Origin of the sequence: uncultured Sneathiella sp. (assembly GCF_963976355.1) — a bacterium.
GTDB lineage: Bacteria > Pseudomonadota > Alphaproteobacteria > Sneathiellales > Sneathiellaceae > Sneathiella.
Genome location: NZ_CAXBKA010000001.1, coordinates 669,113 through 687,085, shown reverse-complemented (window position 1 = coordinate 687,085; position 17,973 = coordinate 669,113). Strand labels below are relative to the sequence as shown.

At 53.6% G+C, this 17,973-nt stretch carries 18 protein-coding genes and 1 other RNA gene; 9 read left to right on the top strand and 10 right to left on the bottom strand.

Annotated features, from left to right (window positions below; genetic code table 11):
* Positions 1–26: 26 nt before the first annotated feature.
* Together dapE and AAC599_RS03310 are read left to right on the top strand one after the other, a co-directional pair.
* A complete protein-coding gene (dapE, locus tag AAC599_RS03315) occupies positions 27–1,211 on the top strand; it encodes a succinyl-diaminopimelate desuccinylase (RefSeq protein WP_340148976.1) in 1,185 nt (394 codons plus the stop codon).
* Entirely contained in the window at positions 1,205–1,783 is a 579-nt protein-coding gene (locus tag AAC599_RS03310) for a hypothetical protein (RefSeq protein WP_340148975.1), read from the top strand. Before dapE ends, AAC599_RS03310 begins: the two co-directional genes overlap by 7 nt.
* On the opposite strand, the gene truA is transcribed toward AAC599_RS03310, so the two are convergent.
* Genes truA through def form a run of 3 tightly spaced genes read right to left on the bottom strand, consistent with a single transcriptional unit; the run spans position 1,780 to position 3,975 of the window.
* A complete protein-coding gene (gene truA / locus AAC599_RS03305; RefSeq protein WP_340148974.1) occupies positions 1,780–2,520 on the bottom strand; it encodes a tRNA pseudouridine(38-40) synthase TruA in 741 nt (246 codons plus the stop codon). The two genes, AAC599_RS03310 and truA, sit on opposite strands and share 4 nt — an antisense overlap.
* Positions 2,520–3,443 carry a methionyl-tRNA formyltransferase gene (gene fmt / locus AAC599_RS03300; protein WP_340148973.1) on the bottom strand — a complete coding sequence of 308 codons (924 nt, stop codon included), beginning with the start codon at positions 3,441–3,443 and terminating at the stop codon, positions 2,520–2,522. Before fmt ends, truA begins: the two co-directional genes overlap by 1 nt.
* 10 nt (positions 3,444–3,453) lie before the next feature.
* Entirely contained in the window at positions 3,454–3,975 is a 522-nt protein-coding gene (gene def, locus AAC599_RS03295; RefSeq protein WP_340148972.1) for a peptide deformylase, read from the bottom strand.
* A gap of 110 nt (positions 3,976–4,085) precedes the next feature.
* On the opposite strand from def, the gene rmuC reads away from it, so the two are divergent.
* Positions 4,086–5,216 (top strand): DNA recombination protein RmuC, encoded by a 1,131-nt coding sequence (gene rmuC / locus AAC599_RS03290; protein WP_340148971.1) that lies wholly within the window; start codon positions 4,086–4,088, stop codon positions 5,214–5,216.
* On the opposite strand, the gene recR is transcribed toward rmuC, so the two are convergent.
* From recR to ffs, 4 genes are all read right to left on the bottom strand, one after another.
* A complete protein-coding gene (gene recR / locus AAC599_RS03285) occupies positions 5,213–5,809 on the bottom strand; it encodes a recombination mediator RecR (RefSeq protein ID WP_340148970.1) in 597 nt (198 codons plus the stop codon). The genes rmuC and recR overlap by 4 nt on opposite strands.
* A gap of 23 nt (positions 5,810–5,832) precedes the next feature.
* Positions 5,833–6,156, bottom strand: a complete 324-nt coding sequence (locus AAC599_RS03280; RefSeq protein WP_340148969.1) for a YbaB/EbfC family nucleoid-associated protein — start codon at positions 6,154–6,156, stop codon at positions 5,833–5,835.
* Positions 6,156–7,976, bottom strand: coding sequence for a DNA polymerase III subunit gamma/tau (locus AAC599_RS03275; RefSeq protein ID WP_340148968.1), 1,821 nt, complete (start codon positions 7,974–7,976; stop codon positions 6,156–6,158). The genes AAC599_RS03280 and AAC599_RS03275 overlap by 1 nt, the downstream gene beginning before the upstream one ends.
* A gap of 85 nt (positions 7,977–8,061) precedes the next feature.
* Positions 8,062–8,157, bottom strand: an RNA gene (ffs, locus tag AAC599_RS03270) — signal recognition particle sRNA small type.
* Between the two features lie 137 nt (positions 8,158–8,294).
* Here ffs and nudC point away from each other — a divergent pair.
* Positions 8,295–9,212, top strand: coding sequence for an NAD(+) diphosphatase (gene nudC / locus AAC599_RS03265; protein ID WP_340148967.1), 918 nt, complete (start codon positions 8,295–8,297; stop codon positions 9,210–9,212).
* Positions 9,213–9,227: 15 nt separating this feature from the next.
* Here nudC and AAC599_RS03260 read toward each other — a convergent pair whose 3' ends face one another.
* The 3 genes from AAC599_RS03260 to AAC599_RS03250 form a co-directional block, all read right to left on the bottom strand.
* The gene (locus AAC599_RS03260; protein ID WP_340148966.1) at positions 9,228–9,806 is read right to left on the bottom strand and encodes a queuosine precursor transporter; all 579 of its coding nucleotides are present in this window, start codon (positions 9,804–9,806) and stop codon (positions 9,228–9,230) included.
* A gap of 97 nt (positions 9,807–9,903) precedes the next feature.
* Complete coding sequence (locus AAC599_RS03255; RefSeq protein WP_340148965.1) at positions 9,904–10,764, bottom strand: prephenate dehydratase; 861 nt, start codon at positions 10,762–10,764, stop codon at positions 9,904–9,906.
* Positions 10,765–10,782: 18 nt separating this feature from the next.
* The gene (locus AAC599_RS03250; protein ID WP_340148964.1) at positions 10,783–11,529 is read right to left on the bottom strand and encodes a 3-deoxy-manno-octulosonate cytidylyltransferase; all 747 of its coding nucleotides are present in this window, start codon (positions 11,527–11,529) and stop codon (positions 10,783–10,785) included.
* A gap of 143 nt (positions 11,530–11,672) precedes the next feature.
* Here AAC599_RS03250 and AAC599_RS03245 point away from each other — a divergent pair, with 143 nt between their 5' ends.
* The 5 genes from AAC599_RS03245 (at position 11,673) to AAC599_RS03225 (ending at position 17,973) form a co-directional block, all read left to right on the top strand.
* Complete coding sequence (locus AAC599_RS03245) at positions 11,673–12,218, top strand: cytochrome c family protein (RefSeq protein WP_340148963.1); 546 nt, start codon at positions 11,673–11,675, stop codon at positions 12,216–12,218.
* Between the two features lie 17 nt (positions 12,219–12,235).
* The gene (gene hisN / locus AAC599_RS03240; protein WP_340148962.1) at positions 12,236–13,009 is read left to right on the top strand and encodes a histidinol-phosphatase; all 774 of its coding nucleotides are present in this window, start codon (positions 12,236–12,238) and stop codon (positions 13,007–13,009) included.
* 100 nt (positions 13,010–13,109) lie between these two features.
* Complete coding sequence (locus AAC599_RS03235; protein ID WP_340148961.1) at positions 13,110–14,960, top strand: extracellular solute-binding protein; 1,851 nt, start codon at positions 13,110–13,112, stop codon at positions 14,958–14,960.
* Between the two features lie 27 nt (positions 14,961–14,987).
* On the top strand, positions 14,988–16,838 hold the full coding sequence (locus tag AAC599_RS03230; protein WP_340148960.1) for an extracellular solute-binding protein: 1,851 nt from the start codon (positions 14,988–14,990) through the stop codon (positions 16,836–16,838).
* 28 nt (positions 16,839–16,866) lie between these two features.
* On the top strand, positions 16,867–17,973 hold the full coding sequence (locus tag AAC599_RS03225) for a microcin C ABC transporter permease YejB (protein WP_340148959.1): 1,107 nt from the start codon (positions 16,867–16,869) through the stop codon (positions 17,971–17,973).

Sequence of the window (17,973 nt, the reverse complement as noted above, 5' to 3'; positions counted from 1 at the left end):
CCCCCGGCGAACGGTAAAGGACATCTATGAATAAAAATGCTCAAGACATGGATGTTATCTCGCTCACTCAGTCCCTGATGCGATGCCCGAGTGTTACGCCAAAGGATGCTGGAGCACTTGATGTTCTTCAGGATGCACTTGAGAAGTCAGGATTTACCTGCCACCGCCTGACGTTCAGCGATGCAGATACACCGGACGTCGAAAATCTCTATGCCCGCTATGGCGCCGGCGCACCCAATTTCTGTTTTGCCGGCCATACGGATGTGGTCCCTGTCGGCGATCCCGACAACTGGAGCGTTGATCCTTTCGATGGCACCATCCGGGACGGAATGATCGTTGGCCGCGGCGCGGCCGATATGAAAGCCGCTGTCGCCTCATTTGCCGTCGCATCGCAGCGTTTCATCAAGGAAACAGATGGACAGTTTGATGGGTCCATTAGCCTGCTGATTACCGGCGATGAAGAAGGCCCGGCCATTAACGGCACACGCAAGGTTCTTGACTGGATGGTTGCCAATGACGAGAGAATAGATCATTGCATCGTGGGTGAACCGACCAATCCGGCCGAGCTTGGAGATATGGTCAAGATCGGACGGCGAGGTTCCTTTACGGGATACCTGACAGTTACTGGTACGGAAGGTCATGTGGCCTATCCGCATCTCGCGGATAATCCCGTTCCGCATCTTGCGGCGATGGTCGGGGCCCTTGGCGCCCTTGACCTTGACGATGGGACGGAGCATTTTCAGCCCAGCAATCTGGAATTCACCACCATTGATGTCGGCAATACGGCAACCAACGTCATTCCAAAGGCTGCGAAGGCGACCTTCAATATCCGCTTCAACACCCATCACAGCCTCGACTCCCTTGAGGAAACGGTGCGTGCGGTGCTGGACAAGACCGCTGAAGCCCGTGGATGCGGCTATGAGCTGGAGTGCAGCAAAAACTCATCCCCATTCCTGACGCCTGAGGGGGATTTCAGCGCCCTTGTCGTCGCGGCTATTGAAAAGCGTCTCGGGCGGAAGCCGGAACTCTCCACAACCGGCGGCACTTCTGATGCCCGCTTCATCAAGGACCACTGCCCGGTGGTCGAGTTTGGGCTGATCAGCCAGACCATGCATAAAATTGATGAGCGCGCTAGTGTTGCGGATGTCGAAGCTCTGACAGATATCTATACGGATATTTTAAGAAGCTATTTTCGGAAAAGCGGGTGGTAAGCCTCCGTGAAATCACGAGCTCCCTCTACGGTGCCTATATGCTGGCGCGTCGTAACCCCGACGCTCTTAGCTATTTCAATATTTCGACGGAAGGATTTTATCATTCCTTTGCCGCGATGCTCCTTGCCGTTCCTCTGTTCGTTTTCGAGAACGCGGTTGACTACAAGTCAATCGGGACAGAAACGTCATTGGTCTCGTTTCTTATCCTGTTGTGCTTTGCTCTCTGGATTAGCTGGGGGGCCTATCTTGCGGTCATGGCCATTCTGGCACGCTTCATGGGATTTTCGGACAGATACAGCGTATTCGTCATCGTCTATAACTGGGTTCAGCTCGCCCTGATTATTGTCTGGTTTCCGCTGTCCATTATTGCAAACGGCATCCTGCCGGCGGAACTCGCCTCCGGAATAAACCTCGTGTTTATAATCATAACCTACGCCTATCTCTGGTATATCATACGTATCACTCTCAATGTGGCAGGCGGCATGGCCGTTGGCTTTGCCTTCATCGAGTTTCTTGTAGTGATCCTGATACAGGCTACTTTTGCTGACTGGCTGTTTACCGCCGCGTCCTAGTTATACTCGACCTTTGTAAGGTAAAGGCCGTAGGGCGGTGCATTTGGTCCAGCGCGCTGCCGATCGCGCGCCTCCAGCGTCGCGGCTAGATCATCCTTGGACCACTGTCCCGTCCCGACGAGCGAAAGGCTGCCCACCATGGATCGCACCTGATTGTGCAGGAAGGAAAGGGCAGTTGCTCGTATCCGGATTTCCTCCCCATGCCGCTTAACCGTTAATTCATCCAACGTACGGATCGGGGACTTGGCCTGACATGCCGCCGCCCGGAAGCTGGTAAAATCGTGACGACCCAGAAGAATTTTTGCCGCATCTGCCATGGCGTCGCTATCAAGCTCCCGCTTAACATGCCATGCAAGCCCCGCATCCACAGTAAGCGGCGCCCGGCGATTCATGATCCGATAAAGATAATACCTTTTGGTCGCGTCAAAACGGGCGTTGAACGCCTGATCCACCTCCTTGCATTCAAGGATCGCGATCGGCGCCGGCTTCAGATGCTGGTTAAGGGCATTCATGACAACTTGCGGTTTACGAACGGAGGCCAGTTCAAAATTGGCCACCTGCCCCAGAGCATGAACGCCCGCATCGGTGCGACCCGCGCCCTGGATACGCACTTCCTCACCGCAAAAGCGATATATTGCTTCTTCGATATGTTGCTGTACCGACGGACCGTTTTTCTGTCGCTGCCAGCCAACCAGTTCTCTTCCGTCATATTCTATAGTGATGCGATATGACGGCATCAGGGAAGAACCTCTCCTTGGCGAATGGGATGGCCATTGAGGAATGCCGCAGCGTTCATCCGGCCTTTTCCGGCAGGCTGGACCATCTCCAGCGCCAGCGCACCCTCACCACAAGCGATGGTCAGCTGTCCGTCGAGAACTTCACCTGACTTCCCGGAAACATTAATCGGCGCCGCGGAAATTATTTTAATTCGCAGTCCGTCATGTTCAAAGAATGCACCGGGAGCTGGGTGAAGTCCGCGTATCAGACGATCGAGTTCGATGGCACTTTTCGTCCAGTCAATTTTCGCTTCGGATTTCGAGATTTTCTCGGCATAGGTAATGCCTTCTTCGCTCTGTGGCCTGGCCACCAGACTTTCATCCCCAAGATGCCCAAGTGTTTCGAGCAGCAACTTTGCTCCCTCCTCTGCGAGGGTATCATGGAGTGAGCCAGCGGTAGCTTTTGCGGTTATAGGAACCGTTGTCTCGCTCAGGACAGGTCCGGTATCCAGCCCTGCTTCCATCTGCATCACGGCAATTCCCGTCTCCCGGTCACCTGCCATAATGGCCCGCTGGATCGGCGCTGCCCCGCGCCATCGCGGCAGCAAGGACGCATGCAGATTGAGGCATCCATATTTTGGCGCTTCAAGGATCGGTTTCGGCAGGATCAGCCCGTAGGCAACCACGATAGCCGCATCCAGCCGTAGGCTTGCAAAATCCGCCTGAACATCCGAAGCTTTCAGCGACACCGGCGTCCGGACCGGAATCCCTTCATTCTCCGCCAGTTGTTGAACGGCAGAGGGCAGCATTTTTTTCCCGCGACCCGCCCGGCGTGGTGGTTGGGAATAAACACAAACCACATCATGCGACGAACCGATCAAAGCTCTCAGAATATGGGCGGAGAACGCCGGCGTTCCCATAAAGGCAAGTCGCAGTCCCGCCATATCGGCTCCTTCAGCTCGCCAGCTTTTTCTGTTTAAGCAGTTTTCGCAGGATCATATTACGTTTGAGAGCGGAGAGATGGTCCAGGAAGAGAATCCCGTCAAGATGGTCCATCTCATGCTGAATACAGGTGGCAAGAAGACCATCCGCCCGAAGGATTTGCTCTTCCCCATCCACATCAAGATAGCTCACCTCAACTTCAGCCGGACGTACTACATCGGCGTAATGATCCGGCACGGAGAGGCAACCTTCCTCATAAGTGGCATCATGATCCGAAACCCAGGTGATTTCCGGGTTTATAAGGGCCATCGGCTGCGGGGCGGCGTCCTGGTTTCCCTTGCCAACAATATCAACGACAAGCAGACGCTTTTGCACACCAACCTGTATGGCGGCGAGGCCGATACCGGGTGCGGCGTACATTGTCTCAAACATATCATCAACCAGCTTGCGGATTTCCGCATCGACCGTGTCCACGGGTTTCGAGACTGTTTTCAAAAGCGGATCCGGCGCCGTATATATGGGCAAAAGGGCCATGGTCTTCCGTTGTCATTCACATTACGATATATCACAGACTAGGTATTATGCCTGTTCGCGTTCGTCAAGGCTGTTGACCCCCGCGAAACCGGGCATTCGGGAGTATATTAATGGAAATTGCCCTCATTGCTGTGATCGTGCTTTTGCTGATTGGGATTCTCTTCCTGTTCGTCAAGATGTCAAAGGCAGAGAAACTGGCGACGGCAGCCTCCGTCAATAGCGAGACTCTTACGCGCCTGACGGAAAGCCTCGTCAATCAGCAGGCTCAACTGGAAGGCCAGCTCAAACAGGTCTCCGCCGACACAGCGGCAAGCCGGCAGGAGATAAACCAGACATTGAGCGACCGCCTGGATTCCGTTTCAAAACGTCTTGGTGACAGCCTGAGCCAGTCAGCGGAGAAAACCGGGCAAAGCCTCTCCGAGTTGCAGACGCGTCTTGCCGTTATCGACAAAGCCCAGTCGAACCTGACCGAGCTTTCCAACCAGGTTGTCGGGCTACAGGATATTCTTGCAAACAAGCAGGCGCGCGGGGCGTTCGGGGAAATACAGCTGAATGATTTGGTCAAATCAGCCCTGCCGCCCTCCGCCTATGATTTTCAGGTAACGCTCGGCAATGGGCGACGGGCGGACTGCCTGATCAAGCTGCCCAATCCACCGGGTTCCATTGTCGTCGATGCGAAATTTCCGCTGGAAAGTTATCACTTGTTACGACAGGCGGAGACGGAAAGCGATAAAACTATTGCGACGCGTGCCTTTACCGGCGCAATGCAAAAGCATATCGCAGATATCAGTGATAAATATATTCTGGATGGTGAAACGGCCGAATCGGCGCTCTTGTTCCTGCCGTCCGAAGCGGTGTATGCGGAGCTTCACGCCAATTTTCCTGCCATTCTGGACCGTTCCTACAAGGCACGAGTCTGGATTGTCTCCCCGACGACCCTGATGGCGACACTCAATACGGTACGGGCGGTTCTGAAGGACAGCCAGATGCGCGCGCAGGCGGGTGTCATCCAGAAAGAGGTTGGCGTGCTCTTGAAGGACGTCGAGCGCCTTGATGCGCGCGTCGAAAATCTCGGCAAACATTTCCAGCAGGCGAGCAAGGATATAGAGTTAATCGAAACGTCCAGCCGGAAAATCAGCAGCCGGGCCGAGAAAATCGAAGAGTTGCAGCTGGGAGAGGAAAGTGAAGATCTTCTCTCAGGGCCGCCGGAGAGAGCGCCAAGCCCGGAAGAGACATCCTAATCCATTGAACGTCGGGATTTGAGGGCCGCAGAGAGTGTGCCATCATCGAGATAATCCAGCTCTCCGCCTACCGGAACACCATGAGCAAGACGTGTTACCCGCACGCCTATTTCATCCAGCCGGTCAGAGAGATAATGGGCCGTCGTCTGACCGTCCACCGTCGCATTGAGCGCCAATATGACCTCACTGATAACCCCGTCGCTCGCACGGCGGATCAACGGTTCGATATTCAGCTCATCCGGACCGATGCCGTCCAGCGCGGAGAGGGTGCCCCCCAGCACATGATATCTGCCGCGAAAGGCATCTGACCGTTCCAGCGCCCAAAGATCCGACACATCCTCGACCACACACAGAAGACTCGCATCGCGGCGCGTATCGCGGCAGATTGCACAGGGATCGGTCACATCGAGATTGCCGCATTGACCACAGACTTTCACATTTTCAGCCGCCGCCTGCATTGCGCTCGCAAGAGGTGTCAACAGACTCTCACGACGGCTAATCAGATACAACGTCGCGCGGCGCGCCGACCGCGGCCCCAGTCCCGGCAACTTCGAGAGTAACTGTATCAGATGCTCTATTTCAGATTGGCTCATACGGAATGAAGACCGCCCGGATATCAGAACGGCAGCTGCATGCCGGGTGGAAGGTCCAGACCACCCGTCATTTCTTTCATCTTTTCCGCCGAATAGGCGTCTGCTTTGCTGCGTGCATCCGCATGCGCCGCGACGATAAGGTCTTCCATGACTTCCTTGTCTTCCGGATCAACGAGAGAGGGATCAATCTGGAGCTTTCGCATTTCGCCCTTGCAGTTCAGCGTGACACTGACCATCCCAGCGCCCGATTGCCCTGTTACCTCGTGACGCTCCAACTCGGCCTGCATCTCCGCCATTTTGGTTTGCATTTCTTTGGCCTGCTTCATCAGGTTGCCAAGGTTCTTCATCAGAGTGTCTCTCCATCATCGAATTCATCTTCACCGGATATGTCATCGGGAAGCGCTATGTCAAGTGAGGGTCCGAGATGCCGGACCTCCCGGATTGAGGCCGCCGGAAAAAGCGACTTGATATTCTGGACAAGCGGGTGACTTTCAAGCGCTGCGATTTCTGCTGCCTTGTCACTTTGGCGTTGCTCTGCAACCGTCGCGGCGCCTTCAGCCTGCGCCGTCATGCGGACTTCCCATTGCTCACCGGTTATGTCCCGCAGGCGCTTGCCAAGTCGCGTTGCAAGATCCGCCTTCGCTCCGAGAGCCGGGCTAAACTCGATCAGTCCCTGCTTGAAGGTCACCGGGCGGGCAAAATTGAGCACTTCCGCCTTCAGTTTGATATCTTCTCGCTCAACCAGCAGCTCAATGACATCCTCCAGAGAATTAGGAGAGGTTTTTTCCTCCGCAGGCGGCTCGATAACAGGCTCCGGCACCTCATCATTTTTTGCCACCAGCGAGAGATGCGCCCGGGGATCTGCCTCAGATTGTTGCGCAGGCGACTCTGCGAGCGCCACCGCAGCAGCACGCCCGCCCGAAGTGGACATCGCGGTTGTGGAACGTGAACCCGATCCGCCACCGCCATTACTTTGCCGCGGCGTATTTTTTTCCTGCGGGTTATCAACGCTTTGACGCGCCAAATCATGCGGTGTTGGCAATTCACTGACATAGGCAAGCCGCACGAGAAGCATTTCTGCCGCCGCAAGCGGCATCGGCGCGTGACTGACTTCATTCAACCCTTTCAGCAGCATTTGCCAACAGCGGGCGAGAACGGGCATTGTCAGCTTCGCCGCCATTTCCTCACCGCGCGTGACCTCACCTCCCGCCATGGCAATATTGTTTGCCGCTTCCGGCGTAACCTTCAGCGACGTGAGCCAATGGGTGAGTTCCAGGAGGTCCTGTATAATCACGACGGGGTCTGCACCGCTATCATACTGACCGCGCAACAGGGCCAGCGCTGCCTTGATGTCCCCTTCCATCAGCAGCCCCAGCAGATCGAGGATTCGGGTTCGATCCGCCAGGCCAAGCATGTCACGCACCTGGAGCGACGTAACCTTGCCATCGCCATGGGCAATCGCTTGATCCAGCAACGACAACCCGTCCCGCACCGATCCCTCGGCGGCACGGGCGATCAAGGCAAGGGCATCGTCTTCAATCTCGGCATCTTCCTTCTTGGCAATCGTTGCGAAGTAGGCTGCGAGCGTCTCTCCATCCACCCGTTTCAAATCGAAGCGCTGACAGCGGGACAGCACGGTGACCGGAATTTTGCGAATCTCCGTCGTTGCGAAAATGAATTTTACATGCTCCGGCGGCTCTTCCAGCGTTTTCAACAGCGCATTAAACGCATTTTTTGAGAGCATATGCACTTCGTCGATAATATAGATTTTGAAGCGCGCGGCGACCGGCAAATACCGCACACCATCGATCAGTTCGCGAATATCATCAACGCCGGTACGGCTGGCAGCGTCCATTTCCAGGACGTCCTGATGGCGATCTTCGGCAATGGCGACGCAATTCTGACAAACACCGCAGGGCGCAATCGTCGGCCCGCCATTCCCATCGGCTCCGGTGCAATTGAGGCCGCGCGCGATAATGCGGGCGGTTGTCGTCTTTCCAATACCCCGGGTCCCGGTAAGCACAAAAGCATGGGCAAGACGTCCCGCCTCCAGTGCATTGGAGAGCGTCTTTACCATCGCCTCATGGCCGATCAACTCATCGAATGTTGAGGGACGGTACTTCCGGGCGAGGACACGATAAGGGCTTTTGGATTGATCGCTGGTCATGATGCGATCATAGCAGAGTTCATCTTCACAATGCCAGTTAAAGGAAGCGGTTTTGTGAGAGAAATGCGGGATCGACCGGCATAATAAAGAAGACTGACAACGACCCGCACCGAAACTCGTTACGGCTGCTTCCTTCCGGATCTGACCGGGTTCGCGAGGGGCACGCCCATCGCCAGCCTTCCACCGCCTATATCATGCAGATGTCATCATTTAGCAAGCCCTTTTTGCCGCTTTTTTCGATCGCAAAATAGAACAATCATTCAAAAACCGGTATCTTGGCGATTGCGGGAACGAAAAACTTGTGACAATCTGCCGATCATGGAAAAACCGATTGTCTTCGCTGGCGGCCGTCTTGACCGCGCCTCCCACCTCCGTACTGATCCGAATTGGGTCACCGAGAAACTTAAAGACCCGAGCAGTCGGTTCTTACCAATGCATCAGTTGAAAGCCTTGGTTAACCTTGCCGGGAATGCAGCCATTGACTGGCGTGGTGTCGATGATGTCCGTGAATTCATCGATGTCGGCGCGCCATTTATATTCCTCGGGATCGAAGAGGGGGCGTGCCATTTCGCAATAGACGTTTCGGCAATTGAAAACCCCAAACAACTGCCCAATTCCGACTGGGGGAAATTTATCGACGTACGTTCAATCGCCCCCCAGCTCAGCTCCGGCGAAGCGGGCGCCTTGGCTCAGGCGCGTTCAATGATCGATTGGCATAACCGGCATGGCTTTTGCGCGGTGTGCGGCGCACAGACCTATTCGCAGGAAGCTGGGTATTCTCGAATATGCAAAGACCCCGCCTGCAAGGCAACTCACTTTCCAAGAACAGACCCTGTTGCCATCATGATGGTAACCCATGGTGACAAGTGTCTATTGGGTCAGGGGATAAACTTTCCATCTGATTTTTATTCCTGCCTTGCGGGATTCATTGAACCTGGTGAGACTATCGAGCAAGGAGTCAGGCGGGAAGTATTGGAAGAGTCCGGTATTAAAGTTGGAGATGTCCGCTATCATCAATCGCAACCCTGGCCTTTTCCCTCTTCCTTGATGATTGGCTGTTTCGGCGAGGCACTCAATGACGAAATTATCGTGGATAAAACAGAACTTCACGATGCGCGATGGTTTACACGCGATGAGGTGCGCGGAATGCTGGAGCAAAGCACGAAGCCAACGGGATTACGCATGGGCGGCCCGATTGCGCTTGCCCACCAACTGGCCAAAGCCTGGGTAGACTAACTCTGATCTGCCGTATTAACGGGTTGCCGGGGCAAGCGTAAGCGGGTCGGTAATTCGGATAAGGCCACGGAACGGCAAAATCAGGACAGCGACCATAATGATTTTTGCCGCAAAGTCGCCAAGCGCCCATGTATGCCATGGCAATCCGGTCCCCGCAAAGGCCAGCGTGAAAAAGATAACCGTGTCAACGAATGACGCGATAAAGGAAGAGGCGATAGGCGCTTTCCACCAGCTCTGCCGCCGCAGCCGATCAAAAATCGCGACATCCAGCATCTGCGCAATGAGGAATGCCGTGGCGGAAGCCACCGCGATGCGCGGATTGGCAAACAGGATTGACATAACAACCGCCGCGATAAAGCCAACAAATACCACCTTACGCGCGAGCCGGGCACCAAGGGTACGATTGGTCAGGTCGGTCACAAGGAAAGCAACGGGATAGGAAATTGCGCCCCAAGTGAACCAGTCGTTAAGCGGTAGTTCAACGAGTATGTTGGAACCGGTTACGACAACCGCCATAGCGATGACACCTGCCAGAAGAAAAACCTTCTGTCCAAAACCGAGACCTGTCAGGTCGTCCATATGATTTTTGAGCATTTCTCTCCCTCTCGCAATTCCGCTGTCAGCACGCGCGCAAGAAATTCCGTAACTGCGGTCGCTATATATGAACTAAATGTGATACGATCAAGTCGAATCAGGCACCATACTGCCGACGATACGGATTTGCAGGATATACACCGAGGATTTTAAGTTTTGCCGAGAAAAACTGTAATTCTTCAATCGCACGGGCTACCCTTGCCTCCTCGGGATGTCCTTCTATGTCGATATAGAACTGTGCCGCCTCGAAACTCGCGTCGGTGATATAACTCTCCAGCTTTGTCACATTGATCCCGTTTGTCGCAAACCCGCCGAGAGCCTTGTAAAGAGCCGCCGGCTGGCTTCTAACCTGAAACACGAAGCTGGTCATGCAGCTTCCTTCCTTCGGGTCGGGATCCTGGCGCTGTCTTGACATAATGATAAAGCGCGTCGTGTTTCCGATACGATCTTCAACCCGGTCCCGCAGCACATCAAGACCGTATATCTCTCCGGCCAGGCTGGACGCAATGGACGCCTGCGACTTGTCCCCCCGCTCCGCGATCATTTTCGCGGATCCGGCGGTATCCGCATGGATGATCGGCTCAATTCCGAGATCACGGATCAAACCCCGGCACTGGGAAAGGGCCTGCTCATGACTGTGGACAGCCTTCACGTCAGTGAGTGTAGCCCCCGGCACACCAAGAAGCTGATGCATTACCGGCTGAAAATGCTCCCCAATGATATAAAGGCCTGATTCCGGCAGTAAATGATGAATATCGGCAACCCGCCCACCCAATGAATTTTCAATGGGAATCATGGCGAGTAACGCCTGCCCATCCCGGACAACGGTCAGGGCGTCCGCAAAAGTATCACAGGCAATGGCTTCCATATCCGGAAAGACCGTACTGCAGGAAAGGTGGCCATAGGCCCCGGGAACACCTTGAAAGGTAATACGGTTGTCAGGTTCGATTTCAGACATCTTAAAATTCTCAAATTTTCAGGAAACAAACATACGGCGAATACGCGCCAAGTCTTCGGGAGTATCAACACCAAGGGGAACTGTGTCAACGACGGCGGCATCAATTCGCATCCCATTTTCAAGCGCCCGCAACTGCTCGAGCCTCTCTCTCTGTTCAAGAGGTGCAGGCGGCAGTGCGACAAACCGTTCCAGAGCAGCCCGGCGATAAGCATATAGGCCTATATGGTGATAATGCGGCCCCGTTCCCCATGGCGACTTCAGGCGACTAAACCAAAGGGCGCGGCCAATTCCCTCACCTTCCTTAAGCGAGACAACCGCCTTTACCGCATTTTCATCCTCCAGTTCCTCCGGATCCGTGATTTCGGCGACAAGTGTCGCAATATCGACTGCGACATTTTGTAGCGGCTGGAACACGGCGGCAATGGCGTTGGGGTCCAGCGCTGGCAGATCGCCCTGCAAGTTGACAATGGCATCATAGTTGCCCTCGGGATCGAATTTTTCCACCGCCTCGAATACCCGATCCGAACCCGAAGGATGATCAGGGCGTGTCAGGATTGCCTTTCCACCGGCAGCTTCGACGGCAATGGCGATCTCCTCTTCCCCGCAGGCTACAACAGCCGGACCTATGCCGGCTTCCTCCGCCCGGCGCAGCACCTGGACTATCATGGGCAGCCCGTCAATATCTGCGAGCGGCTTTCCCGGGAGCCGGGTTGACGCCATACGCGCCGGAATGACAATCAGTGGTTTTAGCGCTTTAGTACTCATGAAAGTATGTTCCAAACGTCAATTTTAACCGTAAAGGGCATATATACGTCTTGCGCTCGACATGAGAAAGCGGTTAATTTCCCCTCGCTTTTTTTAATCGCGGCTGGTAAATGTACCGGCAGGTTTGATAGCTGAGGTCAGCAATGAATACTTTTGAGTTCAACAAAATCGCCGCCGCCGTTCTCGCAGGCGTCTTAATTATTATGGTTATCAATGAAGTAGCAACGCTTGCGGTTAGTCCGACATATCCGGAAGAACCCGCCTACGCCATTGATACAGGTAATGTTGCCAGCTCGGAAGTTGCCTCGAATGATGAAGTCGTCGGTCCGTCAATTGGTGTATTGCTTGCCTCCGCAGACCCCGCCAAAGGCGAAGACGTCTTCAAGAAATGCGCAGCCTGTCACACCGTTGAACAAGGTGGCCCCAACAAGATCGGCCCAAACCTTTATGGCGTCCTGAACAACCCAAAGGGTGCACATGATGGATTCAGCTATTCAGATGCAATGATTGAGAAGGGTGGCAACTGGGGATATGAGGACCTCAACATCTTCCTGACCAAGCCTCGCGACTTCATCAAAGGGACGAAAATGTCATTTGCCGGTATCAAGAAAGACGAAGACCGGGCTGACCTTATCTCGTATCTCAGAACCCTCGGAAAGAGCGACGTTCCGCTGCCGCCTGCTGAATAATTCAGCGCGCGGCTTTCGTGAACAAGGATTGTCCGCCAGAATTCATTGAACTTGCACATCGGATGGCAGATGCCGCCGGTGACGTCATTCAGCCATACTTCCGGCAGAAAATTGATATTATCGGGAAGGCAGACAGTAGCCCGGTCACGATTGCGGACCGTGATGCCGAGATGGCAATGCGAAACCTTATCGAAGTGGCCTTTCCGGATCATGGCATTATCGGTGAAGAACATGGAGATGTCAGAACCGACGCAGAGTATGTCTGGGTTCTTGATCCGATAGACGGCACGCTCTCTTTTATTTCCGGAAGCCCAACATTTGGAACGCTGATCGCGCTGACCCGAAATGGTATCCCTGTTATGGGAATTCTGAACCAGCCTATCTCCAATGAACGCTGGGTCGGCGCAAACGGAACCACAACTCTCAACAGCACTCCAATTTCGACACGGGAATGCGCGCATCTCTCAGAGGCGACATTGTTTGCCTGGGGGGCAGAACTGATGGAGGGAAGCCATGAACAGCAATTTCGGAATCTATATGGCGCCGTAAAGAGAAAGCGCTTCGGGTATGATTGTTATGCATATGGCCTGCTGTCTCTGGGCTTTGTTGACATCATTGCCGATTGCGATATGAAACCCTTCGACTATTGCGCTCTCGTTCCGATTGTCGAAAATGCAGGGGGAAAGATAACGGACTGGGGCGGAAACCCCCTGACACTTTCTAATCCCGGCTATGTTCTTGCGACTGGCGATATTGGCCTGCACTCACAAGCCGTTAAAATACTTGAATAACCCCAACGCGATTTGAAACGCCTTTTCTCCTTGATGTCTCCGGGTTAACCTCCCATCTTGGAAAACATGCCGAGACACGCGCAATCAAATGAGGACATCTATGGGATTTGTCAGATCAGCCGTCGCCGCTATTCTTTTCATCACTCTGCCTCTCTTGGCCAGTGCTGAGGAAGTTAAAACGATCAAAAGCCATGGGCTGTCTCTGGCCGGGCCCCTGAAATATGGACCGGACTTCACACATCTTGATTATGTTAATCCGGATGCCCCCAAGGGAGGGGACGTCAAGCTGTCCGCCGTTGGCGGTTTCGATAACCTGAATCCCTACATCTCTAAAGGACAGGCGGCAAACGGTCTTGGCCTTACATTTGAGACGTTGCTGACCCAGTCCTATGATGACCCGAGTGCGGAATATGGCCTTGTTGCGGAAAGTGTTGAGGTCGCGGAAGATCTGTCCTTCGCGATTTTCAATATGCGACCCGAGGCGCGCTTTCACGATGGTGCTCCGATCACTGCGGATGATGTGATCTTCAGTTTGGCCGCAGTGAAGGAGAGTGGCACACCACTTTTCCGCTACTATTACGCCAATGTAGAATCAGCGGAAAAACTGAATGATCACAGAATCAAGTTCAATTTCTCCGGCCCGCCGAACCGGGAATTGCCGCAGATCGTCGGCCAGCTATTACCCATCCTGTCAAAGAAATACTTTGAAACTCATAAGTTTGAGGAAACAACACTCACACCAATTCTCGGATCAGGGCCATACCGTATCAAGTCATTTGAGGCCAACCGCTACATCACCTATGAACGGGTGCCTGATTACTGGGGTAAGGACCTGCCGATAAATGTCGGCAGAAATAATTTCGGTACCCTCCGCTATGATTTTTATCGAGATACGGCTGTACTGTTGGAAGCGTTCAAGGCTGGCGAATATGACTACAGGTCCGAGAACAGCGCGAAAAGCTGGGCGACCGGATATAATTTTCCCGCCGTGAATCAAGGCCTTGTCATTCTGGAGGAAGTACCAAATGAGCGTTCCGCCGGGATGCAGGGCTACGTGTTCAACTTGCGGCGAGAGAAATTCCAGGACCCGGCCCTGCGCGAGGCGCTTATTTATGCCTTCGATTTTGAATGGCTGAATCGCAACATCTTTTATGACCAGTACAGCCGCACAAACAGCTATTTTGAAAACTCCGTTATGGCCGCGACGGGCGAACCGACGGAAGAGGAACTGGCGATACTGGAACCGTATCGTGACCAACTTCCACCGCGCGTCTTCGGCCCGGCCTTCAAGGCACCAGTTACGGACGGGTCCGGACAGGATCGGGCCCCGCTTCGTCAGGCAAAGAAAATCCTGAATGACGCAGGCTGGAAGGTAGAAAACGGCAAGCTGATTGACCCCAATACCGGTAAGCCGCTCACCATCGAGTTTCTGATGTATGATCCCAACAGTTTGCGGATCACGGGACCCTATATCAAGAACCTTAAGAAACTTGGTATTGATGCCTCATCGCGCGTTGTCGACTCGGCACAGTTCACCGAACGGCTTCGCAATTATGATTTCGACATGACAACTGCTGGGTTCGGCCAGTCCATCAGTCCCGGTAACGAGCAGCGTGAATTCTGGGGCAGTGCCGCCGGACAACGCCCGGGTAGCCGAAATGTCATGGGGATTGACGATCCGGTCATCGACGCCCTGATTGAAAACCTCATTGCCGCCCCGACATACGAAAAACTTATTCCGGCTGTTCGCGCGCTCGATCGGGTGCTGACATGGAATTTCTTTGTAGTTCCGCAGTTTCACGCCTCCTATGATCGCATCGCCTATTGGAATAAATTCGGCCATATGGACGTCAACCCGGCTCAGGGCCCGGACATCCTGAGCTGGTGGGTCGATCCGGACAAGGAGCGTCGACTGCAAGAAGGTCTGAAGAAAATACAGCAACCGCAGTAACGAAGAGCGCCATTAGGGAGATTTGAGATGAACAGGACGGTTGCGCCATTCCTCGCTGCAATTTTATTGATGGCAACAAATGCCGAAGCAGAACCCGTTACGAGTTACGGGCTGTCCGTCTTCGGAGATTTGAAATACGGCCCGGATTTCTCGCATTTCGAGTATGTTAATCCCGATGCCCCAAAAGGCGGAACAATCAAGCTGCGTGACCTGGATAGCTTCGATACCGTCAATCCCTTCTTGCTGAAAGGCAATCCGGCGTTGATCAATGGCGACAAGGGCGGCGATAGCTTCTTCAACTTTACGCAACTGATGGCTCGCTCCTATGACGAACCGGATGCGGTTTACGGGCTGCTTGCAGAAACCGTCACAATTGATGATCAGGGCCAATGGGTGGAATTCAACCTCAGGCCTGTCGCGCAATTTCATGATGACACCCCCATCACCGCCGACGATGTCGCCTTTACCTTCAATACCCTTAAAGAGAAAGGCCATCCGAGATACAGCCTGCTTTACAAAGACATTATCTCCGCCAATGTGCTCGGCCCGCATAAAATCCGCTTTGAGTTCCGCGAAGGTGCCTTGACACGTGACTTGCCATATCAGGTTGCCGTCATGCCGATCCTGTCCAAGGCCTCATTTGAAAATCGGGAATTCGCGGTCACGACTATGGAGCCTTTGTTGGGCTCCGGCCCCTATAAACTTGCTAGCGTCAGCCCCGGACGAACCCTTCGCTATGAACGCGTCAAGGATCATTGGGCGAAAAATCTGCCTGTGCATAAAGGCCGGTTTAATTTCGATGTCATTCAGGTTGACTATTATCGCGACAGAACAATTGCCCTGGAGGCGTTTTTCGCCGGCGAATATGACTTCCGGGAAGAATTCACATCCCGAAGTTGGGCAACCGAGTATGAAAACAAACCAGCCGTCAGAAAAGGCTACATCAAGCAGGACGTCCTCGAAGATGAAACCCTGACAGGCCTGCAGGCCTTCTTCATGAATAGCCGCCGCGCACCCTTTGACAACATTGAAGTAAGGGAAGCTTTCGGCCTCCTTTTCGATTTTGAATGGACAAACCGGAATTTGTTTTATGGTCTTTATGATCGCTTGGGCTCAGTTTTCGAAAATTCCGAAATGAAAGCGACCGGCCTCCCCTCGCCTGCAGAACTTGATCTGCTAACACCATTCCGGGACATCCTGCCGGACGCAGTATTTACTCAGGAGTTCACACCTTCCAGAACCGACGGAACGGGTAATATCCGCGATCAGATCCGCGCTTCGCTGAAGCTGTTCGAGGCGGCCGGCTGGACAGTGAAAAACAAAAGACTTGTCAACGAGGCCGGCGTCCAGATGAAGGTAGAATTTTTGCTGTATGAGCAATCCTTCACACGCATTATCAACCCATATGTTGCGAACCTGAAGCGGGTCGGAATTGATGCCTCCATTCGTATATTGGACAGTGCGAGTTGGCAGAACCGCGTTCGGGAATTCGATTTTGACATTGTTGTCCGCCGCTTTCCCCAACCTCAAGTCCCGGGCGTAGAGCAGCGGGACTGGTGGGGGTCTTCATCCGCAGATATAACGGGAGGGCTGAATATCGCGGGCGTAAAGAACGCGGCCGTGAATGCCCTGATTGAAAAGATAATCGATGCAAAATCCCGTCAGGAACTCACCACCGCGGCCCGTGCCCTCGACCGGGTCCTGATGTGGAGTTATTATTTTATTCCACAATGGTACAAGAGTAGCCATTTCGTCGCCTATTGGGACAAATTCGGCCAACCTTCTGCAAAAAAGCCGGGTTTTGATCGTGCGGTCTTGCATAGCTGGTGGTATGATGAGGCGAAAGCTGAGGAGCTTTCGCGCCAGCAGGGTAATTAGTCAGCTACCACGGACAGAGGAGTAGTCGTTGTTTGCTTATATATTGAGACGCCTCCTGCTCATGATACCGACATTATTTGGAATCATGGTTCTCAATTTCGTGGTTATCCAGTTTGCCCCCGGCGGTCCGATCGAGCAGATCATTGCAGAAATTCAGGGAACAGCGGTGGGTGCGACCGCCCGTATCGGCGGGAGCGGCGCTGGTGATACCTCAGGCGGCGGCTCTTCTTCATCAAGCGTGGGGTCCAACAGCGCCTATCGCGGAGCGCAAGGGCTCGACCCAGAATTCATCAAGGAGCTTGAAGTACAGTTCGGCTTCGACAAACCGGCCTATGAACGGTTTTTCCTCATGATGAAGAACTATCTGATGTTTGATTTCGGCAACAGCTATTTTCGGGATGAAACGGTTGTCAATCTGGTGATCGAAAAGCTTCCCGTATCGATTTCTATCGGTCTCTGGACCACGCTTCTGGTCTATCTCATATCCATCCCGCTTGGGATTGCCAAGGCAGTTCGTGACGGAACGAAGTTTGATATCTGGACCAGTAGTCTGGTTATTGTCGGTAACGCAATTCCAAGTTTCTTATTCGCCGTCGCCCTCATCGTTCTTTTTGCTGGTGGCTCCTATCTCGATTGGTTTCCGCTGCGGGGGCTGACATCGGATAATTGGGAACAGCTGAGTATTTTTGGAAAGATAACCGACTATCTCTGGCACATTGCTTTACCCGTGACGGCGCTTGTTATTGGCGGCTTTGCGGCCTTGACGCAACTGACCAAAAATTCGTTCCTCGATCAGATAAGCCAACAATATGTGCTTACCGCCCGCGCCAAGGGCCTCAGCGAAAGACGAGTCCTCTATGGTCATGTCTTCCGTAATGCCATGCTGATCGTGATTGCCGGGTTTCCAAGTGCTTTTATCGGCATACTCTTTACCGGCTCGCTTCTAATTGAGGTGATTTTCAGCCTGGATGGTTTGGGCCTTCTCGGTTTTGAAGCCGCCATTAATCGCGATTATCCCGTCATATTCGCCACTGTTTATGTATTCGCTCTGCTTGGCCTTATCATGAACCTTGTGGGTGACCTGACCTATACGCTCGTTGATCCACGGATCGACTTCGAAGCGCGGGAGGCCTGA